The following is a 19,087-nucleotide window of genomic DNA, read 5'->3' as shown; positions in this document are numbered from 1 at the left end:
TTATGTCAACGCGCTTCTCCATTGAAAAGCCACGCAGTGATCATGATAGAGCAGATTTTGATTGCGGCAGCAAGGAACTAAACCGGTTCCTTGTTCGCTATGCTCTGGTCAATCAACAGGCTTGTTCATCGCAAACCTATGTCGGGCTGGCAGACCTTTCGATTGTCGGCTTCTATACACTTGCCGTTGGTCAGGTAAATTATGAAGATTCGCCACAACGCCTCATCAGGGGAGTCGCGCGACATCCGGTTCCAATCATGTTGCTGGCACGTCTGGCTGTGAGCAACAAATGGCAGAAGCGCGGGATTGGCGCTGGCCTTTTGAAAGACGCAATGCGACGAACTATGCAAGCCGCTGATATTGCAGGTATCCGAGCCTTCGCTGTCCACGCCAAAGATGAGGCTGCGCAGGAATTTTATGCGCATTTTGATTTTATCCCCTCACCGACCGACCCATATCATATGTTTCTGTTACTCAAAGATATTCGTCGGATGATTGGTGAGTAGCTTCTCATAATTGCAGTAAGGAGATTTCGTCCCGAGGAGTTAACGATCCATGAAAACAGAGGAATTTGACAAGCAATTTGATGATGGTGCAGATATCACCAATTTCCTTGACCTGAGCAAGGCGAAAAGGATAAAACAACAGCACAAAAGGGTGGATGTTGATTTCCCTGTCAGGATGATTGACTCACTCGATAAAGAGGCAACCTGTCTTGGCGTATCGCGTCAGTCTGTGATTAAAGTTTGGCTCGGAGAACGTCTTCAACAACAGAAGGCGTGAACTTCTATACGGTGGATTAATCCAATGATCAAGTCATTTGATATAAAGAATTTTGGGCCCTTTCTTCTGTACAGGGAGAGGAGCCTGGAAAGCTTAATCTCGTGATTGGAGGCAAGAGCATAAATAAAAAAATGGCCAAACATGCTATCGTTTGAGTGGAATAGTCAAAAGGCGTTCAGCAATGAACAAAAACATGGAATTTCTTTCGATGAGGCCAGTACAGTTTTTGGAGACACTCTTTCACTGACACTCCACGACCCCCTTCATTCTGAAAATGAGGATCGGTTTGTGGTCATTGGGAGATCTCATAAAAACCGTATATTAACTGTCGTTCATACGGAGCGGGGAGATATACTTCGAATAATCAGTGCCAGAAAGGCGACGAAAAACGAGAGGTTACAGTATGAAAGTCATGCAGAATGATCCTGACCTGCTGGATGAGTATGATTTCAGCAAAGGCGTAAGGGGCAAGTATACAGCGAGATTTTCCGAGGGAACCAATGTCGTTGTTATTGATACTGATGTGGCCAAATATTTCCCTGACCATGACTCTGTCAATGAGGCATTGCGCTCACTTCTTCCGATTGTCAAAAGGTATGAACAGAAGAGTTCCTGACTATTTTTCATCACCATCAAGTGCTATTAATCCACCACTGGCTACACCGCAGTGATGGTGAGGTTTGCCGTGAACCGGTACCGCAAGGTGGCCGTCCGGGGTGAGCCGTTTAATTTTTAGAAGACGTTAACAATCCAGTTAACCCTGATGTGGGTGTCGAGCACGATCATGAGAGGCAGTTCCACTCATCTGCAGGTGATACCGGCGCGGTCAGGTCTGCCAGAACACTCCCTTTTCCTGCTATAAGGGGTGAGGGTTGTCTGTTTGTTCGTAATGGAGCTGTGGCTGTCTCAGTCACGTCAAGAATCGTTACAATAACGTGCGCCTGATTGACCGACGGTTTCTCTCCCAACCATGTGATAGCCCCATGCTCATAGATGGCTTCATAACTTTGCAAAATCGTCATCTCCATTGTCTTGATTGACAAACAGCAATCCGTCAGGTTTGGTGAATGTTGGTTTGCACTGCGCCCTGTGCTGGTCATACGCTTCAGCATGGTGCAACGCCCATCAATTTCCACTCGTGCCAACCAAAGAAAGGTAAAAATATATGTTATCAATCCCGCCTTTTAACGGCTACCTCTTGACTTACAAGTTGTGCAGGTTATCCTTTATCCATGACCAGTTCCGTTGAAATTCAGCATAAGAGGGATAACTTTTCACCAGTTCAGCCCATAACGCCTCTGCCTGCTCAAAGTACCGGCGAGCTTTTGCTGCATCGCTGCGTTCATCGCGGTTGAAAACGCCTAACTTCACATACGAAATGGCGAGCCCATTTTTGAAGGAGACATTTTGCGGATAAGCCTCATAGAGTTCTTTACCTAAACGGGATCGTTCGTCAAAGAAAGTCAGTGCTTTGTCGAGATTGCCGAGAGCGGAGTGAGTATCGCCGAGTTTTTCATACGAAATGGCGAGCCCATTTTTGAAGGAGACATTTTGCGGATAAGCCTCATAGAGCTCTTTACCTAAACGGGATCGTTCGTCAAAGAAAGTCAGTGCTTTGTCGAGATTGCCGAGAGCGGAGTGAGTTTCGCCGAGTTTAGAATACGAAATGGCGAGCCCATTTTTGAAGGAGACATTTTGCGGATAAGCCTCATAGAGCTCTTTACCTAAACGGGATCGTTCGTCAAAGAAAGTCAGTGCTTTGTCGAGATTGCCGAGAGCGGAGTGAGTATCGCCGAGTTTTTCATACGAAATGGCGAGCCCATTTTTGAAGGAGACATTTTGCGGATAAGCCTCATAGAGCTCTTCAAATAATCGGGTTTCATCGTCAAAGAAAGTCAGTGCTTTGTCGAGATTGCCGAGAGCGGAGTGAGTTTCGCCGAGTTTAGAATACGAAATGGCGAGCCCATTTTTGAAGGAGACATTTTGCGGATAAGCCTCATAGAGCTCTTTACCTAAACGGGATCGTTCGTCAAAGAAAGTCAGTGCTTTGTCGAGATTGCCGAGAGCGGAGTGAGTATCGCCGAGTTTTTCATACGAAATGGCGAGCCCATTTTTGAAGGAGACATTTTGCGGATAAGCCTCATAGAGCTCTTCAAATAATCGGGTTTCATCGTCAAAGAAAGTCAGTGCTTTGTCGAGATTGCCGAGAGCGGAGTGAGTATCGCCGAGTTTTTCATACGAAATGGCGAGCCCATTTTTGAAGGAGACATTTTGCGGATAAGCCTCATAGAGTTCTTTACCTAAACGGGATCGTTCGTCAAAGAAAGTCAGTGCTTTGTCGAGATTGCCTGTTGTTTTATAAAAATTCCCGATGCGCTCCAACAATGGGCTTGTTATTTCTTTTTTGCGTAATAATGCAGTATAATGATATGCGCTTTCAGCGTATCTCGTATAAAGGGTTCCGTTGTCATAGCTGATATTTGGCAAATGGCCAGTTCCGGGTTCATACTCAAGCTTTTCGGCGAGCGTGGTGATCAGCACTTCGCAATCCTCAAAAAGCTCATCCTTATTTTGGATTCGAGTAACTTCCTGCACAACAGGGTTGCACTTGAAGCTGTTGGTTGTGCTATTAAATTCGAGCCATCCTTTTTTTGCCAGGTTCAGCAGGGTGATATCGAGATTGTCGAAACCGGGAAGCAGCTCTTCAAGTGTTGTAAAGCCTATTGGTTCAGCCGGTAGCACTGCAAAAACCGAGAGTATCGTTTTTTCAGTCTCTTCAAGGTCGCTGAGGTCGTACATTGCCGCAAGAATAGCTTCCGGCTTCTCCTTGCGCAGGCCAAGCCCGTCACCGTGATAGGCAATGCTGACGGAGCCACTCTGGCTCAGCCCGAACAGCCCCTTTTTTTGCAGGTCACTGAGCAAATCGCTTAGCGTATATCGCTGGCGAAGCTTGTTATTGAAGTTGCCAAGATTTTTTGCAAGCAGTTCGATAACGAGCGTGTTGTAGCCGACCGCCTCCAAAATATTCTGAAGCAGGTTATCCTCTTTACGATTATGGTTTGGGTAAAGTCTTGCAAAAAGCGTTATGGCATTTTTTTCATCAAGCGGCTTGATTGCATGTATCTCTGCATGTTCAAACTCAGTGATTCGCGTCGTAAGCAGAAGATGAAAATTAGAGCAGGCATTGAGCGCGTGGCAATGCGATGCAAGATCATCAAGGCTGTTGGCGTTATCAATTACCAGCAGGCAGGGCTTTTTCAGTTCTGCCATTTCGCAAAGCAGCGTCTGAAGCCGCTCCTCTTCCGTCATTCTCTCGGAGAAGGTAACCTGCAAAGGATATGCAAGGGTGAGAATGGCATCATGCAGACTTTTTTCAGCGAAAACCCAGGCTAAATGAGCGTACTCTTCATGATATGTCTGATAGTACTTTGATGCCAGGGTTGTTTTGCCGATTCCGCCCTCTCCATTGACCAGCAGCAGCAGATTGTTGCCATTGAAGAGTTTGTCGTGAATGGCTTCAAGGTCTTCTTCTCGCCCTTGGAAAACTTGCGGAATGAAGGGTATTGTCCCGAGGTATTTATTGATCGTCTTACCACCATAGATAAATTTCGGATCATTAAATGTCCCGCCATTGAATTGATTTTTGATATCAGTCATGAGTTTTTTTATCTAAAAATCGGGTTATTGAATGTGCCCCCGTTGAATTGATTCTTGATGTCAGCTCCCTGATTATTCACGATGATAGCGTTTATAAATTCATTTTTCTTGAATTCTGCCAGTTCAAGTCTTTCAAGCTCCTTGTTGAACTGGTTCCAGAGATCGTCACTGTTGGTGTAGGTTGAATAAAAGTGCCCCAGCGCAGCAAGTTTCTCTTTGAATTCCTGCAGGCTTGGTTCTGTTGAGGTCGTTGGATTTTTGAACCAGGTGAAAATAAATGGCTTGCTGGTTGCCTTGAATGCTCCGAAAGCGGTATCAAACTCTTCGGCGGTGTACATCCCGACTTTGTTGCAGGCAAGGAGTACAAAAATATCGGACTCTTTTATCTTCTTGTTATACTCGTCCTGTGACCGTGTGCTTGACATTCTGGAAGAGAGGTCTTCCCAGATTTCAAGATGCAGGAAAATGCCTTTTTTATGCCATGCCTTGTTTTTGCGGTTGATCTCGATTTCAAACTGCTCACGATCACGTTTCAGCTCATTTGATGAGGCGAGGAAGATTTTTATTGTTTTCATGGTATTCCATTCATCTTTGATTGAATATAGCTCTTGAAAACCTGCTATGCCGGGATTTATCGGCATTTATATCAGTATTTCAGGGATTTATTGTGAGCGATGGGTTTTATGAAAATCGGTTGGCGTCGGTTAAAGGATGGATTTGTGCTGACCATACGCTTTTCCGCCACATTGCTCTGGATTAATCGTGATCCTGTTTTGCCAATCGTTCAATGTGCCTGTTTTTTTGATTTCCAGAGTTTGAGGGTGGACACAAATACCATGATCATCAGCACCATTACCTGCGAGGTACCGAACATCAGGTTCATCTGCTGATTGTACAGGTAAGCCTGATCAGTTAACGATGCTATACCGATCTTGCCGGAGATTTTCATCATTGCTGTTTCCCCAAGGCCCGAGAAAAAAGGGCCAAAAAGAATTGCTGTTACCGTTACATTCTATTTGAAATACGAACATTTATTAATCAATAATTCAGGCTTTGTCACCGATTTCCACGATCGGCTCGCCTGAACGTATCAATTCCACAGCCTTTTCAAGAGATTTTTCAAGAACAGCTCTCATTCTGTTGTTCGAGGTGTTACCACAAGTGATCCAGATGATTTGAGGCGGCGTGCCGAACTGATCGACAAGTTTCAGGAAATCCGAATCTTTACTCTTGATCACTGCTTCGGTATGTTTTGCGGCATCAAATATGGCAAGATCATCCGCTCGCTGAAGATCGAGAGACCTCAGTGATTGTGCCTGAATATTCGGATAGCTGCGGTTGATCCATGCAGCAATAGAGGGGGATAGTTGTGCATCAATCCAGATGATCATGCCGCAATGACAGGATGATCGAGTTTGCGGCTTGCATATTTCAGCGCAGCCTGAATATCATCTTTTTCGAGATCGGGTAGTTCATCCAGAATTTCTTCAGAGCTGAGACCAGCCGCCAGCAGGTCAAGGATATCAATTACCCTTATACGCAATCCCCGAATACATGGTCTTCCACCACATTGTTCGGGGTTAATCGTGATCCGTTTTTGCCAGTCAGTCATAGTTCTGAAATTTTGTGTTCTACTCGCAATGTAATGAAAAACGACTTGAATGGGATAAAGAAGCGTAAAATATGCGTTCTAAAAAAGCCTATGAATATTGCAAGGGAGCCGAATCTGGAGTTGCCCGCTTGTTTATGCCTGCTTTTTTGATTTCCATGGCTTGAGGATGGAGACAAAAACGGTGATGATCAGCACCAGAACCTGCAAAGTGCCGAACATCAGATTCATCTGCTGATTGTAGAGGTAGGCGGAATCAGTCAACGATGCAATGCCGATTTTGCCGGAGATCTCCATCATGGCTGTTTCCCAAGGGCCGAGAAAAAAGGTTCCGAACACAATGGCGGTGACCGTTACAATCCATTTGAAGGTGAGCCAGTTGTGCTTGAAGAATCCCCAGTTGCTGAACAGGGAGTAGAGCAATCCGGTCAGCAGACTTCCGACAGCTCCCGGAATGACCACAATGTTCATGTCAACATGATGAATACTCTTGTTTATTCCGTACAGGACGCCGCCATCCTCTACGCCGATTTTCAGGAAGTAAAGCGCCAGCAGGGAAACAGCGCCGCCAATCCAGGATGCAACGGCAATGAGGTGAAACCCTTTCAGCCATTTCACTCCTTTTGCGGATAACTTTTTCATGTGTCTGTCGTTGTCATTGAAGCGCCTGTTGTTTCCCGCTATCTTTCGGGATGTAAAAAAATATCAAGTATTCCCGAAGGAGACATCTTTTTGCTTTTGAAGCAACCGGTTGTCCCTGTTTTACGGAAAAATATTTGTTCTTCCTTGCTTGCGGACTTGGTTGGTTACCACCTTGGTAAAGGCAACTCTGGAAAATTTTGTAGTGGGTTAAGTTCGCTAAACTCGTTAACTTTTCTTTAAAGCACGTTAAGGGCGATATCATGAGCATCGCTCCATGTGAAGAAGAAGATAATAAACCATTGCTGAAAAAGCAGGAGGGCGTTTATGGGTAATAAAGAGATACTTGAGCAGGCGCTGACCCTCAAGCCGGTAGATCGGCTGATGATTATTGATGGGTTATTGCGAAGTCTTGACGAGCCTGATGCAAAGATCGATGAACTATGGGCTGAAGAGGCAGAGAATCGTCTCAAGGCTTACAGGGAGGGACGGATTGAAGGCATTTCTTTGGATGAAGTGTTCATGACGAGATGAAAAAGGTTGTTTTTTTAAGATATGCGAAGCATGAACTGGATGATGCAACGCATTTTTATGACATGGAATTCATTGGTCTTGGTCATAGCTTCAAGGAAGAGGTAAAAAAGGCGATATCAAGAATTGCTGAATACCCTGAAGCATGGCCTGTGGTGCGAGGTGATATCAGAAAATATCTGATTCATAAGTTCCCGTATAACTTGCTTTATTCTATTGAAAAAGAACATATCGTTGTCGTGGCGGTTGCACATCAGCACCGAAAACCTGATTATTGGATTGATCGGACGTAATCAGGCTCAGCTCTTCTTCTGTTCCGACTCTCTTGCTGTCCTGACCCATTCCGAGCTGCCTTTCTTGAGCAGCATTGCTGCGTAGAGCGGTATTTTCCACAGGATATAGATTGGCGCGGCCGCAAGATAGAACCAGGTTGAGAGTGGCGCATGGCGCTGGATCTGCCCTGAGGCAACGTAGAAGAGCAGGATCAGCCAGAAGGAGAGGGCGAGCAGGAGCCAGCCACCCTTGAGCAGCAGAAAGGCGCCTGCCGTGGCAAGGCTGAAGAGGATGACCAGCAGTGAGAGCGGCGGAACGGTGAGTTCGGCAAGAGCAAAGAGGTAGCGACGATCCTTTGTTGTGGCAAAAAGTCTGAACAGGGGAGCGCTCATCTTCCGTACAAGCATGAATCGTCCGCCCTCCCAGCGGCTTCTCTGGGTTGAGGCATTTTTGCCAGCGGTGACCATCTCGCTGCGCACAATGGCATCAGGGTTGTAGTGCACGCTGATACCATCTTCAAGCAGGAGAAAGGTGAACTCCATATCTTCAACAATCGAGTGGCAGGGCCATCCGTATCGTGCAAGCAGTTCGGTACGGAACGCCATGCCAATGCCTTTCAGTCCGGCAGTTCCCGATAATTTTACCGATCCGGCCATGCGCAGATGGTTGAAGACGTTAAATGCCGCATCAATCAAGGCTGGTCGCCATCCTGCCTCCGGGTTGCCGACACCATTGTATCCCTGGATGACCTGAATGCCGGGCTGGCTGAGAGATGCGCTGATTTCACGAAGGTAATTGCTGTCGGCAGAAACATCGGCGTCGATAACGGTGATGGCATCGGTATGGCGATAACTCTCTTTGCAGTTTTTCAGGAACCAGTCGAGAGCCTGGCCTTTTCCCCTGCTGACCTCGTCGAAACGCTCGAAAACAAGTGCACCAGCTTGACGGGCTTTTTCGGCGGTGCGGTCAGTGCAATTGTCGGCAACAACGAAGATGGTGATCTTCTCGGTCGGATAATTGGAGGCAAGGACATCGGTAACGGCCTGGGCAATTCCATTTTCTTCGTTATGGGCAGGAATCAGTACCCCGATATTGAGAAAGCGGTTTTCCTGGGAGCTCTCTTTTTTAAAAAAGTATGCAGCAACCGTGCTCAGCAGCAGATAAGCGGCTGGAAGAGCCAGAACGACAAGCATGCCTTTCAGAATGAGTTCTGCGATTATCATGTTGCACTCTCCCGTTTTGGTAGATAAAATTGATCAGCTTCCGGCAGTTGAAAGAGCTGTTTTGAGATTGCGGCGCTTGTTTTTAAGGGGTTTATTGAAAAGTTTCCCGACATAAAAACGAATGATTCCGAAAAACTGGGGAAGAACTACCATTGAACAGTGCCAGCCATATATTTTTGCCTCTTTGTTGTTCAGGTGGTGTTCCTGCATGAACTTCTCTACTTTGAAGAGCCGGGGTGAAAGCAGCAGGCTTAGTCCGATGAGAGGTAAAAACAGGGCTGCTATTTTTACGATGACTGGTAGCGGGGATAGCATGAGCAACAGGGAAAGAGCCGTACTACAGAAAAAACCGCCGGATTTAATGACTATTTTCTGGAAGTCATATTTCCAGAAGCTGCTTTTCACTGCGGCTTCACGGCTTCTTACTGCCCCATAGGCATAGCCTGATCGAAATGAGCGGCGCATGTACTGTTTTACGGTTGTCATGGCCAGGTCATGCATCGTCATTGGAGCATTGAGGCGGATAAGGTGCCACCCGGCCCGGATAATCCGCCGGCTCAGTTCAGGGTCTTCTCCGCCGACAAGGGTTTCATCATAGCCGTCTGTTTTTTCAAGGGCGGAACGGCGGATGCAAACATCACCTCCAAAGCAGTCAGATTCTCCTGCAGGTCCATTCCATTCAAGGTTGCCAATCCAGTTATAAACGGAGCGTTCCGGATGAATCTCCTGACGCAGGCCAAAAACCGCACCGATGCGGTTGTCGTTCATCGCTTCAGCGGCTTTGCTCAGCCACAGGCTGTCAAGAATGGTATCGGAATCCAAAAACTGAACAAAGGGGGAGCTACTGTTTTTCCAGCCCTGATTTCGTCCGGCTCCGGGAGTCGGGTATTCAGCATTCAGTTCAAATACCCTTACCTGGGCAAAACGACGAGCAATGGCAATACTCGAATCGGTTGAACCTCCGTCACAATAGTAGATGTGCAAAAGATGGCCAGGGTAGCTGCTCGCGAGAATTGAGCGGAGACAGCGTTCAATTGTTTTTTCGCAGTTGACTCCGATGATAACGCAGTCAATATCCCAAGACGTTTCTCTCATGCTGCGGTTCACTTATGCTGTTCCTGATGGCGCTATGAACAAAACCTATCATGAAAGGTACAAAAGTTTCACGGAAAAGAGATCATAGAGGATCCTGAGTTGTCTGAGGATTCTGTTTTAATGGAGAGCCCTCCTCATCCACCCATTCAGTCCTCAACATCAGAGTGAACACCGAGCCAAGGTTAACCCTCGATCGTACATCGATGTTGCCTTTGTGTGCCATAACGATATGTTTGACAATAGCAAGTCCGAGACCTGTTCCTCCACGCTCTCGTGATCGTGCCTTGTCGACACGGTAGAAGCGCTCAAAGATCCGTCCAAGATCGGATTTTGCTATACCGATTCCGTTATCTTCGATTTCCAGCCGGAGGTGGTCGTCACTTTTGAAGGCTGTAATTCTGATTTTTCCATTCTGGTCATCAACATATTTGATGGCGTTGTCGAGGAGATTGCGGACAACAATGTCGAGATAGCGGGGATCGGCATAAACCGTTGGCAGCCCATCGGGGATATGGATGTCGAGGCGGATCTGCTTTTTATCAAGTGCGGGTTTCAGAAGGTCAACCGATTTTTGAACCATACGTTTCAGATCGACCGCACTGAAGGTATATTCAATTTGTCCCGACTCAATTCTGGAGAGGTCGAGCACATCATTGACAAGTGCGGTGAGCTGTTCGGTTGCCAGCAAAATAGTTTGCAGGAAAGCAGTCGCGTGTTCGGGCTCATGCATGGCCCCGTCAAGCAGTGTCTCGGTGTAGCCTGTAATGACGGTGAGCGGCGTACGCAACTCGTGTGAAACACTGGCCACGAAATCCCGTCGTATTTTTTCAAGGTTACGAAGTTTGGTGATGTCGTTCAGAACAAACACCGTTCCTGTGAACAACTCCTCTTTTGTGAGCGGCATGGAGCTGATCTGCATTATGCGGGCTCCTTTTGTGGTCATGAGCGATAACTCTTCCTTGTGCAAGGTGACTCGGGTGCTGTGAACCCTTGCAAAAAGCTCCTGAAGCTTGCTGTCTGACAGGTGGCTGAGTGGGCGTGGCTTGAACATGGAGCCATTAATGCGGAACATTCTTGAAGCTGCAGGATTGACCATAGTGATATCACCGGTCGCATCAGTGACAATGATAGCCTCACGGATACCGGAAAAAACAGCCCTGAGCCACTCTTCGCGGTGTTGTAGTTTTCTGATTTCATCCGTCATGACATTCAGTGCGCGTGCAATCACTCCTGTTTCATCTTTGCGATGGAGTGTTATGGAGCCTGAAATGTCGCCATGAATCCGTTTCTGAGCGGTGAATGCAAGAGTTCGGATCGGACGGGCAAGAAAAAACGCTGCAAGAAAACCTGCGATAAGGGATAAAAAAAGAGCCAGAAAGAGGCTCGGCGTTATTTCCTGTCGAATTCCGGTATCGAAAAAACCGATATCGTAGAGTGGCTTGCTGAATCGAAGAATGGCGTAAGGTTTCGGCAATCCGACGGGAACGGCCATATAGAGCTGGTACTCTTTCACTGTCTGACTGTATCGGGTATTTTCGCCGTAACCATTTTCAAGTGCGTTCTTGACTTCCGGTCTCTCCTTGTGGTTTTCCATCAAGGCAATCTTGCTCGGCGGGAGGGAGGAGTCGGAAATAACCATTCCATCAAGATCAATCAGGGTTACCCTGACCTCAAGTGTACGCGCAACCTGTTTTGCCCAGATGTTAACCTGTTCGCTTGTCTGCCATTGTCGAGGTTTCTGCTCAATCATCTCTTTGTTGAGCAGAAGATCTCTGTAGAGCCCTTGTTTTGTTGCCATGACCACACTCTCCGTTACCTGATGCCTGGCGGTGAGATAGCTGACGACAACAGAACAAAAAACAATCATTCCGATAACAAGAGCGAGCTTTACAGAGAGCTTATTCAGCATGATCGTCACTCTCTTTTTCCTCAAATTTATAACCAAGTCCCCGCACCGTTTTAATCATACGGCCAGTTTCGCCAAGCTTTTCGCGGATTCTCGTAATGTGTGTGTCGATGGTTCTGGTGTTGATACTTTTGTCGACATCCCAGACATCGCTGAGCAGCCTCTCCCTTGATTGCGCTTCGCCCTTTCTTTTGAGGAGCGCAACCAGAAGTTTGAACTCCATAAGGGTGACCACCAGCTCCTTGCCATCAAGCGTCACGATGTGCCGTACCAGATCGATTTCAAGATCTCCGGCTTTGAGCAGCTCTTCTATTTTACCTCCTTGACGGCGATCCCGCTTAAGGATTGCCCGTATACGAAGGTTCAGTTCACGGGGGCTGAAGGGTTTTACAACATAGTCGTCAATGCCGAGCTCAAAGCCAAGGATTCGATCTATCTCTTCACCTTTGGCCGTCACCATGATGATTGGAAGATCCTTGTAGAGTTGATGCTGTCGGATGATCCGGCAGAGCTCGAAACCGTCCATTCCCGGCAGCATGACGTCAAGAAGCACCAGGTCAAAGCTTTTTCGTGACAGTTGCTCAAGAGCATCTTCGGCTGTGCCGGAAAGATGAGATTTATAGCCAGCCCTGTTGAGATTGTATTCCAGCAATTTTGCAAGATTTGGATCATCTTCAACAACAAGAATCAATGGTTCCTGCATGGTATTTGCATTAGTAAACTCTTTTGCATGAGCCCGGAACGGGGAGAGAGTTTCAGTGAATGAGAGCGTTCTATCTCGCAGGCCTCTTCAGCTTTGCGATCTGCATGATTTTATTTGCAATATCGGTATTGTCGTAAAAGCCCGTGAAAGCCTCAGCGCCCCGGCCAATGGCGAACACCTGAACCGGGACTGCGGTATGAGCGTTGCTGTTCCATCCAATTCCAGCCCGATTGTTCAGTAAAGCTGATACTGCGGGAGTGAACGCATCAATATGTTGTGTTCCAGAAAAATCAGCTCTCATGGTCGCCGTGTAGGCCTCCTGCAGCATGTTGCGATCAGCCTCAGAGAGGGCGAGCGATGAGTCGGCCTCCACATTTCCTGGTCCAAAATAGACTTTGACACTGTCGAGGGCCATGGGAAAGGTAACGGCGCCCTGCTTCTTCCATGCAGAGACTTTTTCAGAAAATCGCTGTTGCGAAACATTCTGGTGGTGCAGAAGGTCAAGACGGGTTTCGTATCCGTTTGCTCTCCGGCCAAGCGTAAGTCCACCGCATTCGTGATCGGCAGTGACGACAAGAAGTGTTTCTCCGGGATGACGCTGGTAAAAAGCAAACGCCTCTCCTATGGCTTTTTCAAACGCTTTGATATCGTGTGCTGCGGCAGTGGCATCGTTTGCATGGCAGGCCCAGTCGATTTTGCCGCCTTCAACCATCATGAAAAATCCTTTGGGGTTGTAGAGCAACCGGATACCCTCACGGGTAAACTCTGCAAGATCAATCTCTTCGTTACGGCGATCCATGGCAAAGCTCAGTGCACCTTTGGCATCATAATCGGTGTATGCCCAGCAGGGTGTTCCCGGCTTTACAGCCTTGAGTTCAGTTGTGTTACGGGCGATAACATAGTGAGAAGAGTGCATGAGATCGGCTATATCTCCCCTGAATACTTTGGTTTTTGCCTGGTTTTCAGGAAAGTTCCCGACACTGTACCCTCCTCCGAAGTAGTCGAATCCGCTTGAAGCCATCTGGACGGCAATATCGTATACGTTTTTACGTGTGGCATTGTGGGCATAGAAACATGCCGGGGTTGCGTCATCAATTCCGACACTTGAGACAATACCAACTTTCATCCCCTTCGCTTTTGCCATTTCAGCAATGGTTCTTAGCGTATCGAGGTGGTTCCCTTCCATGGAAATGGTACCGACGGTGGTTTTCCAGCCGGTTGCAAGCGCTGTACCAGCCGCTGCGGAATCGGTAATAAAGCGGTCTGCAGCATGGGTGGTTGCCATGCCGAGTACGGGGAGAGAGGTCATGGTGAAGGATTGAGCGTCATGAAGCAGTGCGCTGGAGAGTTCCACCTGTGCAGCTCCCATGCCATCTCCTATGAAAAGAAAGATATAGCGAGGGACTGCGGCATTTCCCTTTGGAGCTGCCTGCAGAGTCTGGAGTGCAAAATAACAGGCCGAAACCGATACCGTGACGATCAGCAGCAGTACAATTTTTAGCCTTGTGCATACCATGCAATCCTTTTGATACCATTCCTTCATCAATTTTTCTTCTGATGGGTGGTTGATAAGTTCAATTTTCTTGTTCTTCTATATACTCATTATCTGCGTTTTAATCCAGAGAGGCAATGTTACGGAAGCGTGAAAACTGAAAGGGAGGTGAGTATGCAACGGGATTAAAGAAGCCGAGTAACCGTCTCAGTTGTTTTTTTCAAGCACTGAGTGAAGCTCCTCCCAGAGTTTGCGGTAGGCTTTTGAAGCCAGGGCATTGGGAAGTATGGCATTGAGTGGTGCTCGGTAGATGCCCATTTTTTCAACCTCGGAATTATAGGGGATGCTCTGGGTGAGAAATCCCGGAGTATCACGGAATTCCTCAATGATGTCCCTGTGTAACTTTTTCTGTTTTTCCACCAGGGTGAAAAAGGGACGAATTTTTGTGCTGTCGAGTTTGCCTGCTTTAAAAAAATCAAGCAACTGGATATAGGTGCGAATCGAAAGCGTTGTTGGAATCAAGGGTACAAGAATCACATCGGAGGCTGCAAAAACACTTTCCGAGAGGAGTGTCAGGTTTGGCGGGCAGTCGAAAAAGATAAACTGGTACTCATCGCTCAGCTCCTCAAGGTTTTTTTTGAGTTTTTTTTGAGGTTTTTTCTCTTCAGAGAGTTCAATGTCAAGATTGCGGTACGAAAAGTCCGAGGGGAGCAGGTCAAGGTTTTCATAGTCTGTGGCCTTGATGTTGCGATAGATTTTTTTGTTTCCCTTGAGAAACTTGTCGCTGTTATATTTTTTAGATGCGGTAATCCTGAAATAGTACGAACTCGCCCCCTGCGGATCAAGATCGCAGATCAGGGTTGGTGGAGAGAGAAGGGAGGAAAGGTAGGAGAGATTAACCGCTGTAGCGGTTTTGCCCACCCCACCCTTGATACTGTAAAGCGCTATTGTTTTCATTTCGGGTTTTCGTTCAGAAGATCGTCAAACAGTTCGCTGGTTTTTTCATGGTCAAATGATGCGAAGGTTTTATGGAATTTACTGCGCACCTCTTCCTGTTTTTGAAAAAGGGTCGCTATGAGAGCGCCCGTTGATGCCGCCAGCAAAAGCTCCTCTTTGCCGGGCGAGAGTGCGCTCAACCGTTCGCGCAGAAAGTGCAGTTGAACGGCATAATCTACAAAATCACCGAGATTATCCTGGAGTTCTTTCAGTTGCCCTATAACAGGAGCAACGCTCTTATGAGGAAAAATTGAGGAGAAGAATTCAAGCAGATAACGGAGTTTTTTACAGTCGATGCGCAGCGCATGAAGTTCGGCGTCAGTTGTTTCCCTGCTGATCTGACGGCCGTGGCGGATTACTTTTTTCCATGCTTTTTTTATGGTATGCAAGGCCACATCTCCGGTGGAGAGTGAAGCGTTCGGGGAGCGTTCAGGGTCAGGAGTTGATTGCCTATGGGCAAATGCATCCCACTCACCAAGAAATGACCGGTATTCGCTTGACGCAAGATAGCGGCAGAGCGTTTTGTGCAGTTTTTTGCGGGATAGAGCAATATCAGTGAAAAAAGGTCGGAGCGATAGTTGGAGAAAGGGGGGGAGATAGTCGAAATAGGTTGCCTGTCGGAGAAGATAGACATCCTGATCGCGCAATGCACTGGTTTGTTTTCCGAGTTCTCTGAAAAAATTGAGATAATACGTGGTTTCCTCGGGATCGAAAACACCCTTGAGTTGCTTCAGGATTGAACGGGTGCGGCGTATGGCGACACGATAATCGTGCAGAAATTCAGAATCGATCTGCCGTTTAATCCCCTCTTCGTTGGCACACATGACGGAAAAGGTGGATTGAAGCAACTGGCGGACACTGTTATGAACAGGAGCATCGCTATCAAGGTCAAGCTGGATTTTAGAGGAGTAGTCCTGAATGTTTCGTCCGGCAGCATGCATGTTCAGCACAAACAGCTCCCTGAAACAAAGCTCCCTGACCTCATGGTGATTGCTCGACAACGACTTTTCAAGCAGCTCCATCTCATCACCAAATCCCTTGAGCGGAAAGAGGGAAAAGATATGTGCGAAGGGCTCCTGCTTCTCTTTGTTTGCAAGAGATAACACCTCCGAAGTCAGTGTGGCAATCGTCTTTTGGTTATCGTCCAGAATGCGGTATGAGGTGCTGATTGCCTCTATGGAACAAAGCTTGACGAACGCCCTGATAGTCGTTAGTGACGTGAGTATTTCTTTCAGATGGCTTGAGGGAAGGGTGTCAGAGAAAAAGGAGGAGGGGCTTCCGGCGAAAGGGAGAGAGGATGTTTCCTTGCCGGTATTGAGATCAGCAAGCAAAAGGGTTCTTCTTTTTTTGACAACAGCAATCCCTTCATTGAACGCTTGCCACTCAAACGTATCATAGAATTCGCGTACTTCTTTTCGCGACAAACCAGCCCTGATGCTCCATCCTGATGGAAGCAGGTTTTCAGGCAGCAGCTCACTGCCAGCGCTCTGATTCAGTATCAGATATACCGTTCTCGGGGTGGTGTGCATCCGTCTCTTGCTTAAAATGGAAGAGCCCGAACGAGCGGGAGCTCCATGCGGTTACGAAAACTGTTCCGGAATAAAATAGATTAATTCTGCTTCCTATGTATATGTATTCAAAAAGAAAGAAAATCCATCAATTTATTGTAAACATTTTTTTAGTTGCTCCAGAAAAAGGGAAAAGAAATTATCAGAAACGTAACAGGGTGTTACTTGTCAGGGCGGAAAGAAATCGGTAAACTTTTCCTGCGGTACAAAAAGAGAGAATCAGGGCGCTTTTGATACAGAATATTAGCCATAATTATAAATCACTACGACCATGGAAAAAAACGACGAAACAATTGTTGAAAACCAGGAATTGCGTGAGGAAGAGATCCGGCTCGCTGCATATTATCTTTGGAAAGAGAAGGGCGAAAACCACGGATCCGATACTGAAGACTGGCTTGAAGCGGAAGAGTCTCTTAACGATTAAACTCTCTTCGTTATTTAATCACTTAAAAAGGCCACTCTTAAGAGGTGGCCTTTTTAATCTCAATTCAAATAGTTATACAGTTATGCAGTTGCCTTTAATGGAGCAAATTACCCGAGCCTGATCTTCGCTGAATAATCCGGTATTTCCCCCACAGATAAAATCGCCACCAACCTTTTTAAGAGTACCATCAAGAGTAGTCAGTTGGTTTCCAGAGCAATCGAAATCCCCTTTGACTTTTTTTGGAGCCCCATCAAGAGAACTCAATTGGTTATTCGAGCAATTAAAAGAGCCTTTTACCTTTTTTGGAGCCCCTGTGAGCGATGTCAATTGGTTTGCTGAACAGGAGAAGTTCCCGCTAACTTTATGAGGAGCACTTTCGAGTGTTGTCAACTGATTGCCGGAACAATCAAAATCACGAACTTCCTGAGGAGCCCCAGCAAGTGAACTCAGTTGATTTTCTGAACAATTGAAATTTCCCTCAACCTCTTTAGGGGCTCCCTTGAGTGAAACGAGCTGATGGTTTGAACAATCAAAGTTGCCGTAAACAAAATTTGGTCCACCTTTGAGTGATGTCAGCGGGTTCCCGGCACAAAAAAAGTTGCCAATAACAAAGTGGGGAGCGCCAGCGAGTGAAGCAAGCTGATTGTGTGAGCAGTCAAAATCTCCATGAACCTCTTCCGGGCTTCCGTCGAGTGTGGCTAATTGATTGTTGGAACAGTCAAAATCACCAACTTCGTGAGGAACGCCCTCAAGTGTAGTCAACTGGTTATCCGAACAGGAAAAATCGCCACCAACCTTATGAGGTGCGCCTTTGAGTGATGTCAGCAGGTTATTTGAACACGAAAAATCATTACCGACTTTTTTCAGACTGCCCTGGAGTGTTGTGAGCTGATTTGTTGAACAATCGAAGTTACCATGAACTTTTTTTGGAGCGCCTGTGAGCGAGTTCAGTTGATTACCGGAACAATCATAATCCCAAAGAACTTCTTCAGGGCCAGCCTCAAGTGTTGTCAATTTGTTATTCGAACAAGAAAAATCACCACCTACGTTGTGAGGGCCACTTTCAAGTGAGGTCAGTTGGTTGCCGGAACAATTGAAATTCCCTGCTACGATTCCCGGACAGCCCTCAAGTGAGGTTAATCCCCTGTTTGAACAATCTATATCCCCCTTTCCATCAAGATGGCCCATAATATCGGCGAAGAGTACTTTTGTTACGGTTGTTGTCATTGTTTTAATTTCAATAAGGTAAATGAATTATGCGAGATCGACTTGTTCCAACTGCATGATAAAAACGAATTACATTCGGTATCAGCTTGTCAGAGTCAAAGAATTTTAATATATATCTTCCGTTGGGAGTACTTTAACATTTTTGACCTGCGGAGTATTTGTTTTCATACTTGTAACAAATGACAATTGCTTCCTAACTTCAAAGCCCATAGATTAGGGTCATTGCATGAGTTTTTGTTTTACGGGGATGATAGGATTCGATGGTAAAAAAGCTCCGTGTAATTGTACAATATCCTAAGGTTACTGTGGCGGTATGATAAACGCGGTTTTCGGGTATGAACTATTGTTAAGTCACGAGATCGAATTCGTTACATAAATTATTCCGGAGGCATGGCATTGTCATTTGTTCCAGCAAAAGTATTCTTCACTAAAGGCGTGGGGCGACACAAGGAATATCTCTCTTCATTTGAGCTTGCCCTGAGAGACGCCAAAATCGAGAAATGTAACCTTGTTACCGTATCGAGTATTTTCCCGCCCCATTGTGAACGTATCAGTGTAGAAGAGGGGCTGACACTGCTCACTCCCGGTCAGATCACCTTTACCGTTATGGCCCGCAATTCAACCAATGAGTATAACCGCCTGATTGCAGCATCGGTTGGTGTTGCCATTCCGGCTGATGAGACTCAGTATGGTTATCTGTCGGAACACCATCCCTATGGGGAGTCCGCTGAGCAATCCGGGGAATATGCTGAAGATTTGGCGGCTACCATGCTTGCAACCACTCTCGGTATTGAGTTTGACCCCAACAAGGACTGGGATGAGCGTGAGGGTATTTACAAAATGAGTCACAAGATCATTAACTCTTACAATATTACGGCAACCGCAGAGGGTGAGAATGGGCTTTGGACAACTGTTATCTCTTGCGCAGTCCTTCTTCCGTAGTTTTATTGCAGGTTTAGCC

General features: G+C 46.7%; 23 protein-coding genes. 8 read left to right on the top strand and 15 right to left on the bottom strand.

Features of this window, described 5'->3' with window-relative positions:
- The first annotated feature begins 2 nt into the window (after nt 1–2).
- The 4 genes from PPHA_RS08505 to PPHA_RS08490 all read left to right on the top strand — a co-directional run bounded on the left by PPHA_RS08505 (nt 3) and on the right by PPHA_RS08490 (nt 1,399).
- Nucleotides 3–506 (top strand): GNAT family N-acetyltransferase, encoded by a 504-nt coding sequence (locus tag PPHA_RS08505; RefSeq protein WP_012508440.1) that lies wholly within the window; start codon nt 3–5, stop codon nt 504–506.
- 49 nt (nt 507–555) lie between these two features.
- Entirely contained in the window at nt 556–783 is a 228-nt protein-coding gene (gene brnA / locus PPHA_RS08500) for a type II toxin-antitoxin system BrnA family antitoxin (RefSeq protein ID WP_012508439.1), read from the top strand.
- A gap of 141 nt (nt 784–924) precedes the next feature.
- On the top strand, nt 925–1,206 hold the full coding sequence (locus PPHA_RS16790) for a BrnT family toxin (RefSeq protein ID WP_012508438.1): 282 nt from the start codon (nt 925–927) through the stop codon (nt 1,204–1,206).
- On the top strand, nt 1,196–1,399 hold the full coding sequence (locus tag PPHA_RS08490; protein WP_012508437.1) for a hypothetical protein: 204 nt from the start codon (nt 1,196–1,198) through the stop codon (nt 1,397–1,399). The genes PPHA_RS16790 and PPHA_RS08490 overlap by 11 nt, the downstream gene beginning before the upstream one ends.
- A gap of 166 nt (nt 1,400–1,565) precedes the next feature.
- Here PPHA_RS08490 and PPHA_RS08485 read toward each other — a convergent pair whose 3' ends face one another.
- The 7 genes from PPHA_RS08485 to PPHA_RS08455 form a co-directional block, all read right to left on the bottom strand.
- Nucleotides 1,566–1,805, bottom strand: a complete 240-nt coding sequence (locus tag PPHA_RS08485) for a hypothetical protein (RefSeq protein ID WP_223293887.1) — start codon at nt 1,803–1,805, stop codon at nt 1,566–1,568.
- A 181-nt stretch (nt 1,806–1,986) separates the two neighbouring features.
- Nucleotides 1,987–4,440, bottom strand: a complete 2,454-nt coding sequence (locus tag PPHA_RS08480) for a tetratricopeptide repeat protein (protein WP_012508435.1) — start codon at nt 4,438–4,440, stop codon at nt 1,987–1,989.
- Between the two features lie 8 nt (nt 4,441–4,448).
- On the bottom strand, nt 4,449–5,015 hold the full coding sequence (locus tag PPHA_RS08475; RefSeq protein WP_041526793.1) for a hypothetical protein: 567 nt from the start codon (nt 5,013–5,015) through the stop codon (nt 4,449–4,451).
- Nucleotides 5,016–5,224: 209 nt separating this feature from the next.
- Nucleotides 5,225–5,392: a hypothetical protein gene (locus PPHA_RS08470; protein WP_012508433.1), complete on the bottom strand. Its 168-nt coding sequence runs from the start codon at nt 5,390–5,392 to the stop codon at nt 5,225–5,227.
- Nucleotides 5,393–5,486: 94 nt separating this feature from the next.
- Entirely contained in the window at nt 5,487–5,831 is a 345-nt protein-coding gene (locus PPHA_RS08465; protein WP_012508432.1) for a DUF5615 family PIN-like protein, read from the bottom strand.
- Nucleotides 5,828–6,052, bottom strand: coding sequence for a DUF433 domain-containing protein (locus PPHA_RS08460; protein WP_012508431.1), 225 nt, complete (start codon nt 6,050–6,052; stop codon nt 5,828–5,830). Before PPHA_RS08460 ends, PPHA_RS08465 begins: the two co-directional genes overlap by 4 nt.
- 132 nt (nt 6,053–6,184) lie before the next feature.
- Nucleotides 6,185–6,691 (bottom strand): hypothetical protein, encoded by a 507-nt coding sequence (locus PPHA_RS08455; RefSeq protein ID WP_012508430.1) that lies wholly within the window; start codon nt 6,689–6,691, stop codon nt 6,185–6,187.
- A gap of 324 nt (nt 6,692–7,015) precedes the next feature.
- Here PPHA_RS08455 and PPHA_RS08445 point away from each other — a divergent pair, with 324 nt between their 5' ends.
- Both PPHA_RS08445 and PPHA_RS08440 read left to right on the top strand, forming a co-directional pair.
- The gene (locus PPHA_RS08445) at nt 7,016–7,222 is read left to right on the top strand and encodes an addiction module protein (RefSeq protein ID WP_012508429.1); all 207 of its coding nucleotides are present in this window, start codon (nt 7,016–7,018) and stop codon (nt 7,220–7,222) included.
- Nucleotides 7,219–7,512: a type II toxin-antitoxin system RelE/ParE family toxin gene (locus tag PPHA_RS08440; protein ID WP_012508428.1), complete on the top strand. Its 294-nt coding sequence runs from the start codon at nt 7,219–7,221 to the stop codon at nt 7,510–7,512. Before PPHA_RS08445 ends, PPHA_RS08440 begins: the two co-directional genes overlap by 4 nt.
- A gap of 6 nt (nt 7,513–7,518) precedes the next feature.
- Here the strand turns inward: PPHA_RS08440 and PPHA_RS08435 are convergent, their stop codons facing one another.
- From PPHA_RS08435 to PPHA_RS08405, 7 genes are all read right to left on the bottom strand, one after another.
- On the bottom strand, nt 7,519–8,715 hold the full coding sequence (locus PPHA_RS08435; protein WP_012508427.1) for a glycosyltransferase family 2 protein: 1,197 nt from the start codon (nt 8,713–8,715) through the stop codon (nt 7,519–7,521).
- A 33-nt stretch (nt 8,716–8,748) separates the two neighbouring features.
- A complete protein-coding gene (locus PPHA_RS08430; RefSeq protein ID WP_012508426.1) occupies nt 8,749–9,810 on the bottom strand; it encodes a glycosyltransferase in 1,062 nt (353 codons plus the stop codon).
- 82 nt (nt 9,811–9,892) lie between these two features.
- Entirely contained in the window at nt 9,893–11,719 is a 1,827-nt protein-coding gene (locus tag PPHA_RS08425) for a sensor histidine kinase (RefSeq protein ID WP_012508425.1), read from the bottom strand.
- On the bottom strand, nt 11,709–12,419 hold the full coding sequence (locus tag PPHA_RS08420) for a response regulator transcription factor (protein WP_012508424.1): 711 nt from the start codon (nt 12,417–12,419) through the stop codon (nt 11,709–11,711). Before PPHA_RS08420 ends, PPHA_RS08425 begins: the two co-directional genes overlap by 11 nt.
- A gap of 70 nt (nt 12,420–12,489) precedes the next feature.
- Nucleotides 12,490–13,935, bottom strand: coding sequence for an alkaline phosphatase (locus PPHA_RS08415; protein WP_150085821.1), 1,446 nt, complete (start codon nt 13,933–13,935; stop codon nt 12,490–12,492).
- A gap of 183 nt (nt 13,936–14,118) precedes the next feature.
- Complete coding sequence (locus tag PPHA_RS08410) at nt 14,119–14,868, bottom strand: ParA family protein (RefSeq protein ID WP_012508422.1); 750 nt, start codon at nt 14,866–14,868, stop codon at nt 14,119–14,121.
- Nucleotides 14,865–16,436 (bottom strand): CHAD domain-containing protein, encoded by a 1,572-nt coding sequence (locus PPHA_RS08405; RefSeq protein ID WP_012508421.1) that lies wholly within the window; start codon nt 16,434–16,436, stop codon nt 14,865–14,867. Before PPHA_RS08405 ends, PPHA_RS08410 begins: the two co-directional genes overlap by 4 nt.
- A gap of 310 nt (nt 16,437–16,746) precedes the next feature.
- On the opposite strand from PPHA_RS08405, the gene PPHA_RS15110 reads away from it, so the two are divergent.
- Nucleotides 16,747–16,899 carry a DUF2934 domain-containing protein gene (locus PPHA_RS15110; protein WP_012508420.1) on the top strand — a complete coding sequence of 51 codons (153 nt, stop codon included), beginning with the start codon at nt 16,747–16,749 and terminating at the stop codon, nt 16,897–16,899.
- A gap of 72 nt (nt 16,900–16,971) precedes the next feature.
- On the opposite strand, the gene PPHA_RS08400 is transcribed toward PPHA_RS15110, so the two are convergent.
- Nucleotides 16,972–18,126 (bottom strand): hypothetical protein, encoded by a 1,155-nt coding sequence (locus PPHA_RS08400; protein ID WP_012508419.1) that lies wholly within the window; start codon nt 18,124–18,126, stop codon nt 16,972–16,974.
- 396 nt (nt 18,127–18,522) lie between these two features.
- Here PPHA_RS08400 and PPHA_RS08395 point away from each other — a divergent pair, with 396 nt between their 5' ends.
- Nucleotides 18,523–19,068, top strand: coding sequence for a pyruvoyl-dependent arginine decarboxylase (locus PPHA_RS08395; RefSeq protein WP_041526792.1), 546 nt, complete (start codon nt 18,523–18,525; stop codon nt 19,066–19,068).
- Nucleotides 19,069–19,087: the final 19 nt, after the last annotated feature.

This window comes from Pelodictyon phaeoclathratiforme BU-1, from assembly GCF_000020645.1.
In the GTDB taxonomy this organism is placed as follows: Bacteria; Bacteroidota; Chlorobiia; order Chlorobiales; family Chlorobiaceae; genus Chlorobium; species Chlorobium phaeoclathratiforme.
The sequence above is the reverse complement of the archived record's forward strand: the minus strand, read 5'-3'. Positions and strand labels throughout refer to the sequence as shown.